Origin of the sequence: Acinetobacter brisouisimilis (assembly GCF_000368265.1) — a bacterium.
Taxonomy (GTDB): domain Bacteria; phylum Pseudomonadota; class Gammaproteobacteria; order Pseudomonadales; family Moraxellaceae; genus Acinetobacter.
In genome coordinates this window covers 1,508,994-1,521,330 of the sequence record NZ_KB851219.1, presented here as the reverse complement: position 1 = coordinate 1,521,330, position 12,337 = coordinate 1,508,994, and the positions used below count along the sequence as shown (strand labels likewise).

General features: G+C 36.9%; 15 protein-coding genes. 13 read left to right on the top strand and 2 right to left on the bottom strand.

Going from position 1 to position 12,337, the window contains the following annotated elements; translation table 11 throughout:
* Positions 1-70 precede the first annotated feature (70 nt).
* From F975_RS10965 to F975_RS10925, 9 genes are all read left to right on the top strand, one after another.
* Positions 71-307: a hypothetical protein gene (locus F975_RS10965; RefSeq protein ID WP_004753266.1), complete on the top strand. Its 237-nt coding sequence runs from the start codon at positions 71-73 to the stop codon at positions 305-307.
* Between the two features lie 12 nt (positions 308-319).
* Positions 320-640, top strand: a complete 321-nt coding sequence (locus F975_RS10960; RefSeq protein ID WP_004753264.1) for a helix-turn-helix transcriptional regulator — start codon at positions 320-322, stop codon at positions 638-640.
* Positions 637-1,560, top strand: a complete 924-nt coding sequence (locus F975_RS10955) for a hypothetical protein (protein ID WP_004753262.1) — start codon at positions 637-639, stop codon at positions 1,558-1,560. The genes F975_RS10960 and F975_RS10955 overlap by 4 nt, the downstream gene beginning before the upstream one ends.
* Complete coding sequence (locus F975_RS16030; RefSeq protein WP_004753260.1) at positions 1,560-1,880, top strand: hypothetical protein; 321 nt, start codon at positions 1,560-1,562, stop codon at positions 1,878-1,880. The genes F975_RS10955 and F975_RS16030 overlap by 1 nt, the downstream gene beginning before the upstream one ends.
* Positions 1,873-2,415 carry a hypothetical protein gene (locus F975_RS10945; protein WP_004753258.1) on the top strand — a complete coding sequence of 181 codons (543 nt, stop codon included), beginning with the start codon at positions 1,873-1,875 and terminating at the stop codon, positions 2,413-2,415. Before F975_RS16030 ends, F975_RS10945 begins: the two co-directional genes overlap by 8 nt.
* 4 nt (positions 2,416-2,419) lie before the next feature.
* Positions 2,420-2,755 (top strand): CHC2 zinc finger domain-containing protein, encoded by a 336-nt coding sequence (locus F975_RS10940; RefSeq protein ID WP_004753256.1) that lies wholly within the window; start codon positions 2,420-2,422, stop codon positions 2,753-2,755.
* On the top strand, positions 2,752-5,289 hold the full coding sequence (locus F975_RS10935; RefSeq protein ID WP_004753254.1) for a DUF927 domain-containing protein: 2,538 nt from the start codon (positions 2,752-2,754) through the stop codon (positions 5,287-5,289). Before F975_RS10940 ends, F975_RS10935 begins: the two co-directional genes overlap by 4 nt.
* A gap of 63 nt (positions 5,290-5,352) precedes the next feature.
* On the top strand, positions 5,353-6,012 hold the full coding sequence (locus F975_RS10930; protein ID WP_004753253.1) for a hypothetical protein: 660 nt from the start codon (positions 5,353-5,355) through the stop codon (positions 6,010-6,012).
* A 1,038-nt stretch (positions 6,013-7,050) separates the two neighbouring features.
* Positions 7,051-7,554, top strand: coding sequence for a hypothetical protein (locus F975_RS10925; protein WP_004753251.1), 504 nt, complete (start codon positions 7,051-7,053; stop codon positions 7,552-7,554).
* Between the two features lie 132 nt (positions 7,555-7,686).
* On the opposite strand, the gene F975_RS10920 is transcribed toward F975_RS10925, so the two are convergent.
* The gene (locus tag F975_RS10920; protein ID WP_004753249.1) at positions 7,687-7,866 is read right to left on the bottom strand and encodes a hypothetical protein; all 180 of its coding nucleotides are present in this window, start codon (positions 7,864-7,866) and stop codon (positions 7,687-7,689) included.
* Between the two features lie 223 nt (positions 7,867-8,089).
* On the opposite strand from F975_RS10920, the gene F975_RS10915 reads away from it, so the two are divergent.
* Positions 8,090-8,674 carry a recombinase family protein gene (locus F975_RS10915; protein ID WP_004753247.1) on the top strand — a complete coding sequence of 195 codons (585 nt, stop codon included), beginning with the start codon at positions 8,090-8,092 and terminating at the stop codon, positions 8,672-8,674.
* Between the two features lie 3 nt (positions 8,675-8,677).
* Positions 8,678-9,022, top strand: coding sequence for a hypothetical protein (locus F975_RS15325; RefSeq protein ID WP_004753246.1), 345 nt, complete (start codon positions 8,678-8,680; stop codon positions 9,020-9,022).
* Here the strand turns inward: F975_RS15325 and F975_RS10905 are convergent.
* Positions 9,019-10,232 (bottom strand): IS3 family transposase gene (locus F975_RS10905; RefSeq protein WP_155757289.1). Its coding sequence is split into 2 segments (ribosomal slippage): positions 9,019-9,905 and positions 9,905-10,232, totalling 1,215 coding nucleotides; the frame shifts between segments, so codons are not numbered across the junction. The two genes, F975_RS15325 and F975_RS10905, sit on opposite strands and share 4 nt — an antisense overlap.
* 1,457 nt (positions 10,233-11,689) lie before the next feature.
* Here F975_RS10905 and imm48 point away from each other — a divergent pair.
* A complete protein-coding gene (gene imm48, locus F975_RS10895; protein WP_051064834.1) occupies positions 11,690-12,082 on the top strand; it encodes an Imm48 family immunity protein in 393 nt (130 codons plus the stop codon).
* Positions 12,083-12,101: 19 nt separating this feature from the next.
* On the top strand, positions 12,102-12,326 hold the full coding sequence (locus F975_RS10890; protein ID WP_004753240.1) for a hypothetical protein: 225 nt from the start codon (positions 12,102-12,104) through the stop codon (positions 12,324-12,326).
* Positions 12,327-12,337 lie beyond the last annotated feature (11 nt).

Sequence of the window (12,337 nt, the reverse complement as noted above, 5' to 3'; positions counted from 1 at the left end):
AAAATAGCTCCTATCAGCTTTGCAATGTCATGCAATAGCTAGTCATGTAACACAATGATAGGGGCATTATATGCACGACCTCAATTTATCCAATCAAGCTACACCGCTACGAGTATCTCAAAAGACCACTTGCCAAATGCTAGACCTTTCCTCAGAGGGTTTACGCAAACTTATGGCAAAAGACCCTATGTTCCCCAAACCATACAAAGCAGGGCAAACACGCCAAGCGCCTGTTTATTTCGACTATGCAGAATTGGTGCAATGGCATAACAACCAAAAGCAAACCAATGCTGTGCAATCGGCTTAATTGGGTGGCGATATGACAAATCAAATGTATGCAACGGCTACAGATCACCAAGCGACAGATCGTTATTACCGTATGAAAGACCTTGCTAATATTCCCGAACGTTCAGCACGCACCCACATGTATAAGTCAGGCATCAATAAAGGCAAGATGCGGATTATTGGCGCACGCCAAGCCAGCAAAGGCTTAATTGGTGTATCTGAAAAAACATTATGGGAATGGGTGCGTAAAGGTGAGTTCCCCCAGCCAATCCGTTTAAGTCCGACTATTACCGTATGGCGTGCCTCAGATATTGCGGAATGGATGAAACAAAAAGATCGGAGCATTGCAGTATGACAATTTATTCGACAGCAACCTATCAGGCATGTAACCCTGAATTATCCGATAAAGTTATTCACGGTATCTCATGTAAGCAAACAGATCAGGCACATTTGTATGATGCTAATAAGCTATTTGCTAACCTAAAATATGACTTGGAGCAACCTTGTACCATACAGGTGATGATTCAAAATAACTTACTCATGGATGGCTACGATAATTTACCTGAGTTTGCCTATTTCACAGTAGAAAACAATGATTTTGTCTTGTCTAGTGATTTAATTCAGCCATTTCAAGATGATAAAGAACACGTTTACCTAGTCACGGCTTATCGTTTTGATAATGAAGTCGGAAAAGCTGAAATGGTGACACATGAAGCTGAATATTCACCAAGTCACCTTTATTTCACCAGTAATCTACAGTGTGTTTTAAATGTTGTGGGTTTCTTGCTATCCATTGGCACAAATACAGGCTTTTTAACGATTGAAAAAACCACCGTTGAAAATGCAAAGTATCAGATAAATAAACGTCTTAATCACGTTGAGCTATTAAAGCCCCACAACAGCAATTTATTGGGACATGCTGGGGATTATTGGGCAACCTATCAGCTTTATACCAATTGTGATACTGAACACGCCCGCTTTGACCATCAAGACCACTACACCAAAACCCAAGCACATCAAGCCCTTAAAGATATTAAGGAAATGAATTGGCATTCCAATCCGAGAACGCTTGTGGTGCAAGGTTGTATTTTGATGAATCAGGAAAGCCAAGAAAGTGCATATAAACACGCACTGATTGATATAGAAAAACCTTATGACTTTGAAAAAGGCGATATACCGAATAAAGAACGTGCCACATGGGTGATTGAAAGTTACAACCATAGCCAAAGCATCCGCCAAGCGATTGCAAATCAACAGCAAGGAGGGCATATCTAATGCTTTCTAAGCTATTACAGCAAAATTACATTGCAAAACAAGACAAAGCTTTATATCCTAAACATGCCCAACAGAAAGCAGTTGGGTTAGCTTTGGACGGCTATGAACTCGTTAGCGCACAAACCGCTATAAGTGGTTTTTTTGTGCGTATTATCTCTATGCGTTCGCATATCTCTATGGCGAAGCTGGAGAGGGACACGTTTACGTGTGTAGGTATCCTAACGAGCCTATCGTCCAACCCTTTTCAGCTTTGCCACCCTCATTTGGACGTGAATGGCAAGGCTTCTATCAATTCGTTAGGAGTGCATAATCATGCCTAATCAAATTATTACGCCTAAAAATCAGGCATTTCAAACCCTTGCCGAACTAGATAAACCTGTTAAAGACTATTTCTTTTGTTTAAAAGAGATCCAAGCACTACATAACGCCGTGATTTACTTCATTGGCAAAGAAACGAATCAGCATTTTAAAAATGCCACTAAAGCTGTTCATTCAACCTTGTACGGTTCAATGCAAATTTTAAATTTATGGCTTGCCCAATTAGACAAGCAAACTGATGCAATCAGTGATATTGCAGAAATAGACAATCCAACAAGCCTAATTCACGCCATTTACAATGATTTTCAGAAACTTGATGCTGATGTACAGCATTTAATGAATCTTGCCAAAATTGCTTGTGATGAGCTTTTACAAACTAACCCAAAAACATTCCAAATCGCAGGGATTGAATTGGGTGTCATTCAGTTTATGACGGATGCGATCAAGCGCATGACAACCCAATTACATTCTGACATTTTCGCCGAATGTGATGTATTGGGAGAGCTATACCCAACGATTTTTAAAGTAGGGGCGTAGCACTATGAAAAAAGCGCACCCTACGCTAGGGAAATACCGAAACTCTAATACTGATAAGCCAAAGAAATTTGGTTTAAATCGGGCATTACTTCCTGATCCTATCGAATATCTAACTGCTAGAGGTTACGCCGTCAAAGGTCGTGGCGAATGGCGTGAGATGATTTGCCCATTTCATGATGACAGTACCCCAAGCCTACGCATAAACAGCCGTAAGGGTTGCTTTAAGTGTATGGCTTGCGAAGCCAAAGGTGGTGATTTGATTGCATTTCACCAGTTGCTTACAGGCAAGTCTTTTATTGAAGCATGTAAAGACTTAGGCGCATGGGAGAATCACGCATGAGTGAATTTTTAGATTATCAGGAAGTACAAGAACAAGCCTTTACCCATGCTCAAAAGTTGGCAGAACGTGAGGTTAAAAACGGCTATCAGTTTGAATATTTGTTCTGTTATACCGATGGTCACGGTATGCCAGTGTATTGGAAAGTCAGAGCCAAAAATCATCATACAGGTGATAAATGGATTCGTATTTTCTCCAGTGGCGAACGTGGCTTTAAATTTGGCGATCCTGATTTTAGCCAAGCTTATCCTGTTGGTCAGGGTAAAAAGCCGTTATATGCCTTAGAGCGCATCCTCTTTGTCCCTGATAAACAGCCAATTTACATTGTTGAGGGTGAGCAAAAAGCTGATTATCTCAATAGTTTGGGTTTATATGCCACCACATGCGGAGGGAGTGGCAATACAGATAAAACCGACCTTAGACCACTAGCACGCCTTGATATTGTCATTTGGGCAGATAATGACAAGGCTGGAACTAAGTTTTTCAATGAAATTGCCAGTGAATTAGATAAATTGGGCTGTAATGTGCGTTATATCGTGCTAGATGGGCTAAATTTGCCTGATAAAGCCGATGTGATGGATTGGGTGGAGATACGCAAGCAAAACGGACAAGACAGCACAGCAAGCGATATAACCGCCTTAAATACAGCAGCCTATCAACCACCATCACCAAGCGATAATTTACCTGATGGCATGTTAGCTGAGCCAATGGAATGGGAGAATGGTAGCTTTGAAATCCATGATAAAGGTGTGTTCTTTATCGAAAAGCTCAAAAATGGCGAGTATCGGGAACGCTTTATCTCTAGCCCTATTTTGGTGACAGCCAAAACCCGTGACAATACGAGTAACAATTGGGGGCGTTTATTACAGTGGCAAGATGATGCTTTTATTCATCACACTTGGGCTGTGCCGAACGAGCTATTTCAAGGTGATGGGACGGAATCACGAAAAGCCCTATCCAATCAAGGTGTGATTATTACCCCTGACCGCAGAGGCAGAGAGCTTTTTCAAATTTACCTAATGAGCTATCCAGTCGATAAATTCGCTTTATGTGTGGATAGTGTCGGTTGGCATGGTCATCGTTATGTTTTACCGACTGAAACCTATAGCAATCCAGGCACTAAACACGATGAATTAATTGTTTATCAGCGTACCGATGGGCTAGATAACCGCTTTCAATATAAGGGTGAATTGGAAGCATGGAAAAATGGGGTAAGTTTATTGCTCGAAAGCCATTCTAAGCTTGTATTTAGTGTGGCATGTGCCTTTGCTGGACAACTACTTGAGCCATTGAATCAACAGGGTGGCGGTTTTCATTTAAATGGTACGTCATCCAAAGGCAAAAGTACCGCTATCTATCTTGCTTGTAGTGTATGGGGACACCCGAAAGAGTATTACCGTACATGGCGATCAACAGGCAACGCATTAGAGCAAACCGCCTTTATGCACAATGATGGCTTTTTGGTACTGGATGAAATTGGTGAGGCAGCAGCAAAAGACATTGGGCAAACTGTATATATGCTTGCCAATGGTCAGGGTAAAGCACGTATGGCACGCACTGCCATAGCCAAAGCACCACAACAATGGCGAGTCTTGTTCTTATCCAGTGGTGAAAAGACCTTTAAAGAAATTTTAAATGAGATAGGGCAAACATCTAAACTAGGGCAAGAAATACGCCTACCTGAAATTAGTTTAGATGCTTGTGAATACGGCATATTTGACCAAGTAGACTTTGCCCCAAATGCTGCACAACAGGCAAATAAGCTGTATGAAAATGCAATTAGTGCTTATGGCGTAGCTGGCAAATCTTGGCTTGAGTATTTGACCCGTGACAAAGGTCATATTACAGAAACCGCCCTAAAACTTTATCAGCAATATAAAGCCAAGATTACGCCTGATAATGCACAGGGACACATTGAGCGTGTGGCTGCACGTTTTGCCGTTGTCGCTGTAGCTGGAGAGTTGGCAACGCAAGCCAATATCACAGGCTGGAAAAAGGGCAGGGCTTTAGAGGCTGTCAACAGTGTATTTAAGACATGGCTCAACAGCTTTGAAATGGTCGGGGACTTTGAGGATCGGCAGATACTCCAGCAAGTCAGAGCATTTTTTGAGGCAAACGGAAATAGCCGTTTTGATACCTTAATCGAGGGCAATAAACGGGCAAGTTATGGCAACTCAGACCATGCAGATGAAGCAAGCACCGATGCCAAGACTTTTAGAGAAAAAACCATATATCGAGTGGGTTATAAGGTCGTAAATGCCCAACAGCGTGAAACCCTACGTTATTTGTTCTTTAAAGAGCAATTTAAACAAGAGCTTTGCACAGGTTTTGACCCTAAGAAAGTGGCTAAAGTGCTTAAAAAACACGGTTGGATTGACTGTGCAAATGGCAAAACCACCAAGCAAGAGCGTACCCCTGAGAGTAAAAATCCTGTTTGGCTTTATGTGTTTAATACCACAATGTTTAGCTATGACATTGAGAAAGCGACTAATCCATATACGGATGATGTGAACACAGGCACAACCATCGACATTTAAACCAATTTCAAGCCGTATGGATGGCAACCCCATACGGTTTATTTATTTCTGAGGGTACAGTTTATGAATATTGCCCAATTATTAAATCAAGCATTGCAGCACTGTAGCGCAAACCTAGAATTAATTAACAATCACACCTTACGGCTGCATCAACAGCAAGAATTACCATCACATTTGACTGAGCTAGTACGCAAATATAAAGCACAGCTCATACGCTGTTTGCAGCTTGAATCGGCTTATAGATTACTGGAGCATATTCGATTAGAGGGTGCAGATATTCAACTTATTGATAACCAAACCTTGCGTTTGCATTATATAGAGCGCATTACTGATACAGACATTCAGAAAATAAAGCGCCTTAAAGGCGAATTGATCGAAATTCTAAACAACATAGTAGCCACAACAAATAGTAGCCTAGATCAATGTATCCAGCATGAAATCATACAGACCTATTTTGATCGGCTGGAGCGACAGCGCAGTAACTTACGCAAAATTCATAGCCCAGTTGAAAATGCTTTAGTTAGACCAAAAGACCTAATCCAAGATTTAATACTTAAATTTATGTTGAATCAGGATCAAGCACAGCAATACATCATAGCTATGATTGAACAGGGCATTTTTTATCACGATAGTAATTCTAAATTTTATCTATTTCCTAATTTTGCCCATACAACCATGGACAGCTTTCATAAGTACAATTACACAGCCCAAGCCACATCATAAAAAACACTATTCCTAAAAATTGCGCTATTGAATTGCAAGGGCGAGGTTACTCATTCCAAAATTTTGGCACTGTTTTGTAATGTCGCCATGTGATTAGATAAGCTATCCAATGAGAAACTGAAAATTTATTCCGAGTATTCAGATTTTTATCCTAATTTAGCTCAAAGCCCTCAATGTTTAGTTATTTTTAGTCCCAAATGGGATTTTTTTTGCACATGAGGAAGTGGGCGGTGTCCACATGAGGCGGTTAAATGTAAATTTTAAGCCCCCCATGACCTGAAATGTAACCCTTGTAACAAGACTCAAAGGCTAAAAATGTTACAAATAAAATGATATAAAACAATGTTGTAACCTATGTAACACTTGTAACCACTCAAAAATGATCAATATGTGTGGCAACATGAATATAGAGCAATTAAACAATAAGTTCTGTTTGTAAGATATTGATATATAATAATTAATATTTAAATTTACTATTGATATATAGATAGTTGTTAATAATAAATAATGATCGTTAAATTAAAAAGTATATATAAAACAGTCTTGTAACCTATGTAACACCTGTAACACATCAAAAAATAGCGATTTGTATAGAGTGGCAAAAGCTATCAAGTTTAAAGCTTTTTCATGCGATTGCACCAACATGGACACCATTTATATTGATTGTTAAATTAATTTAACTAATTGAATTAATTAAGGTATACCCCATATGGGAATTTTGACCACACAAAAATTTGACGAGGGGACGGTCTTTTTCGTGGACGGCTTTCGGACTTTTGATCCCATACCCCTTGACCAGTGGGCAAGCTAAGACATGATGGTGGTCAGGTGGTCAGGTGGTCAGGTTCACTGCATCACACCTAAAAATTTTGGAAAGGTAATTTCCCTTGCCATAGGGAACAACATGGCAAAACGATCACAGCGTTTTAATATAAGCATAGGCAGTCACATGCTCATAATGAGAGTGAAGGATTACAGCATTTACTTATCATCGACTATACTGTTTTCTTTCCCTTGATTTAAGAAAGAGTATTAAAGATGGAAGGACTTCAACTGTTAATTGAACAACAACATGAATTTGAAGCCTACAACAGTGAGAAAGCGAGGCAATTAGATGAACATGTAAATCATCTAAAAGATCTAATCACAAAAGAGTTTTTATCAATTTGTGAGGATTTTGAGCATGAAATTAAAGAAAATAATATATTATCTTTTAAATACAAAGAATTAAGTATATATATTCAAATCATTAATCCAATAACAGAAAAGCGCAAAGAAAAGGAATATAATTTTGCTGAACGTGTAACTAAAAGACTTAAGATTAACGTGAGCATTCAAAGAAAAAAGAATGCTGATTTAGAATGCTTTGAAGTGCTTGATATAACTCAATATAAAAAAAATGGATCTTATACATATAAACATAGTGATAGTTCTACGAATGATTTTTTAGAATTAGTTGATTTATTTTTTAATCATGTCATTACGAATAAAGTTGAGTTTAAACAAAGTAATTTACAGGATGACTTTGCGAGTATTTTTTAGAGTTCTAACTATCATATAGACTATAAGCCTATCAGATTGAATGCTGTACGTGAATATAATTGTTTTAACAGGGTGATAGTGCTACTTCATTCACGTACAGGTCAGATAAGAATCTCAAAAAGTTAGATACATTTATTTTCTTCGAGATTTATCACCTTCCTTTTGTGAAGGGGTACGATCATCTCCTTTATTTGTTCTATGGTCATGACCACCAGTGTTTTTATTTCGACCTGATTCAATCACATTATTTTGATTTCTATCAGAATTACTATTGCTTGTGTTTGATGAAAATAAATTATCAAATAATCCCATTGTAAGAACTCCAACTTTGTTATGACTTCATAAATTATATAGTTAACACAATTTAGTAGAATTAAAAACCATTAATATTAGATTGCGACTGTCATTAGACTATACCCAAAAGATAATTTGATAATTATATTTCTGTACCTATCATTTAACTTATTTACTTGGTTAAATGATAACTTTATCATAGAACATGTGAAATGATAGCTATATGATAAAGGCTAATGATATGACAATTCGTATTTATGTGAGAGCAAGCACAAAAGATCAAGATGCAGAACGAGCATTGAGCGATCTAGTTTTATTCAGCCAAAGCTATGGCGATCAATACGGCACATACATAGAAAACTATTCAGGTACGAAGCTTGAACGCCCAGCATTAAACCGATTACTTACAGAGGCGAGTAAAGGCGATATTCTTTTAGTCGAAAGCGTGGATAGACTTAGCCGACTGTCACAAGATGACTTTGCAATTTTAAAAGATAAAATCAAGGCTAAAGGTTTACGTTTAATAATTGCGGATCTACCGACTACACATACAACCAATGATGGAATGACAGGCGAGATATTGAATGTTATTAATGCCATGCTCATTGATCTATTAGCAACAATGGCTAAGCTGGATAATGACAAACGCAAGGAACGGATCAAGCAAGGATTGGTACGTTCAGGATATGTGCCTACTGGAAAGAAAGCAGATATTGCTAAACATGATAGAATTAAAGAGTTAAATACTAAAGGCTTAACGAAAGAAGAAATAGCAAAAGCTGTTAATTGTGGCGTAGCTACCGTTTATAGAGTGTTAAAGGAGTAACAAATGGACATTTGTAGTTTTGACTTTAACCTAGCTTCTAAGTTTATTCCACTGATAACACCAATTGTAGCTATATACATATTTAAAAAGTGGAAAAAACAAAAGGGAAGTGAAGTTATTGCTAATGAATCTAAGGAAGCAATAAAAGATTTGCTAGAGCTTTCTGTAATAAACTTCAATATAGTATTCGGGGGTTCAAAAAGTAGGGCTGAATTAGAATCTAAGTTATCAAAATTTAAAGAAATATCAGAAAAAGCCCATAGAGCTATGCTATTTCTAAACACTGATAAGGATATAGATAAATTAGATTTATTATTTGTATTAGCCCCCGTTAAAACGGACAGTTAACTCGCTAATTTTAGCGACCTGAATTCCCGAGGGGATTTCATTTTTAATCCACTATGTGGATGATTGCAATTGTAATCATTCATCCATACAGGTAAAGCATTCAATACAGTTTCAGCATCAGGTACATCATTTAAATAGACATAATCACGTTTGAATGTTTTTACAAAAGCTTCTGCCATGCCATTACTCTGTGGACTTCTGATCGGCGTGGTACAGATGCGAAAGCCAAGTGCATGGGCAAATTGCCGTGTCGATTTCGCAATATAACAACTCCCATTATCTGTCAGCCATTCAATAGGATGTGGTAAACCATTCACAACACCAAATCGTTTTTCCATGCTCTGCACAAGCACATCACAGACCATGTCACTACTGATGCCTGTGGTTGTTGCAACATAACTCATCACTTCACGGTCGCAACAATCTAGACTGAAGATCACCCGTACTTTCTCACCATTCCAACACTTAATTTCAAATCCGTCTGAACACCAACGGCTGTTGGATACTGACACTGCAACCTGACCATCGTGCGTCCGATCATTCTTTAATGGTTCAGCTCGCGTAAGAAGTAACTGGCTCTGCTTCATAATACGGTAAATACGTTTAGGGTTAACTTGAGTCAATTGCATTCCATGCTGTTTGAGATAACGGTTTAAATGGGCGGTAACCCGTCGATAGCCATTGCTAGGTCGTTCATCACAGATTTCTCGGATGATCGGCAATAAAATCAGATCATCCGCCTTACAATATCGTGGACGAGAAACTGCTTCAGGATGCTTTAGTCGCCGATATAGATTGGATCTGGATACCCTTAAGGTTTGGGCTATTTGTTGTGTTGGGTATCGTTGGGTGGTAACAAGGGTATATGCGATATGTACTTTTTTGCTTGAGCAATCTCTAAGGCATCTTTGAGAATTTCAGCTTCTACGGTTTTACGCCCAAGCATTTGCTCTAGCTGTTTGACCTTTTTTAAGAGCACGTTATAGTCAGATACACTGACCACTTGATCATTGGCTTCCACGGCAGTTACTCCACCATCTTGCATTAGTCTTTTCCATTTAAACAGTAAACTTGGTGCAATACCATACTGTCTGGCAACAGAAGAAACCGATGAGCCTGCTTGCATGGCTAAAGCAACAAACTGAGCTTTTTCTTGACCTGAATAACGTCGACGACGTTGAGTTGTTGTAATAACTTCAATACGTTCCATAAGACACTCCTTAACCCTAGTGCTATGACTAGATCTTGATTTTGAAATGTCCGTTTTAATTCGGGGCTAATACATTATTACCTAATTACTACCAATATAAAGAAAGTATATATCACTCTATTAACAATGTCGTTGGTTGTTCAAATGACATGCAATTGTTGCAGTTTATGCAATTAGAGATGACAAAACAAAATACATTACGATTAGATGAATGTATTGATAAATTAATCAGTATCTTATATCCATATTCCATGTATAAAAAAACTATGTAGAAGTGAATGAGGAATACATAAAATACATTGTTGGATGGATTTTTGTGAAATTTAAAAACTTAATAATAAGGATATGATTAAGGATACAATCATTATTTTTATTTATTTCTTTATAAATATCATTATTTTGATTGTTAATTAATATTCTCGCTGAGCGCACCAATTTTCAAAAACAAATTAATAGATATCAACAACCTAAATTTATGCACAAGTGTATATAAATTGAGTTTTTAGCTAAAAAATTCCCATTTCATTCCCATATTTTCATGATTCTTGAGTGTAAATTAGTTAAAATACCAAGAAAGAGAACCCAAAAAATAAAATGGAGATAGCAATTTTTTGAGGTAATAAAGTAATATTTCTCTAATTCCTATTTAAAATCAGTACAATACATGATCATTTGAAGTAATTTTGAAGTAATATTTGAGTAATAAATTACTGTATAAAAAAGTGATAAAGATATAAAACCACTATCAATAAAAACAATGACTTATAAAATATTACTTCTGTTATTACAAAAAATTACCTCAAAAAGTAATGTTATTTTTTATTTATAATCAAATGCTTATTTTCTGATATTACTTTATTACTTCTAAATGAATTCTGAACCTATAAAAAGACATTTCATTGTGCTGTGAATGGTCATCAGCTTAATTTTATGGCCTTAAACTAAAAAAATTTATCTAAGCTGTGCTTATGCAGTGAAATGCAGTATTTGATTTTTAAATTTTTTCTTTCTAAAGCCTAGTTTGTATAGGTTTTTGCGATTTACCCCATAGTCATCTTGCTTGCAGTAATATTGACCCATTTAGATGAACCGCAGGCGCGCGGGTGACTGCGTAGCGCTGGGTCAGGTTGGTCAGTTGAGGGATTTTGAGAGTTTTAGACAAAAAAAGCCCCATCAGGGATGAGGCGCTTTTTTAAAGTCTGCTTAATGTGTGCGTAGCAGGTTCTCTGCACCTTCTGCCAAGAATGCAGAATGAGATGCAAAACGTGGATCATATTTCTGACTTAATAGAAGTCTAATATTTAATGGAGTGAAAAATTATTTATTAAATAGGTCTAATTTAAATCTATGTTAAATATAAATGAGATTCTAATTTATAAAGAAGGAAATTTTCCTTATATTTGGGCAGATTTATATCCAAACAAAATTTTTTTAATGGTCTGAATTTTATGAGTAATATGTCTATTTATCGAAATGAAAATATAAGAAAAATTAATGACTTTTTAATGAAAATTAGTATAGTTCTTTCAAATACTACAGAGCTAGAGAGGCAGTTGCTGGCTAGTTTTGTGTTTGGTGTAATATATGCTGGTGGAAGAGAAAGAGGATTAAATCCGAGTGAAATACATGCATTATCAATATTAAGTTTACAGGATTTTTTTCAATATAGTCCTGAGCAAGCATATGATTTTACAGGTTTATTAATTGAAGCTGCATCTAATAAAGAAGAACACAAAGTTATGAATGCCATAATACATTGTGGCATCCGTGGATACGATCAATGGAAAATTGAAGATTATCCTTCTCTAAAGAAAGATATAGAAACTATATTTAATGAATTCAAGAAATAATTTTATAATTAATTTTTCTATGCAACATTTTGAATTATTACCAGATGCTAATTTTCGACATTATGTGGATAGTGAAGTACATCACTATAAATGGGAAAAGCTTTTGAGCTATACGCCACAAAGTCTACATGGTTATGCTAATAGTGAATTGGTTTCTATTATAAAAGAGGCACTTATAGTTGAAGGTGGTGGTGTCTTAGATAATAAGGATTATCCAAATTGCGTGGTCGAGTTCAATTTTTAGAACGATGCTGA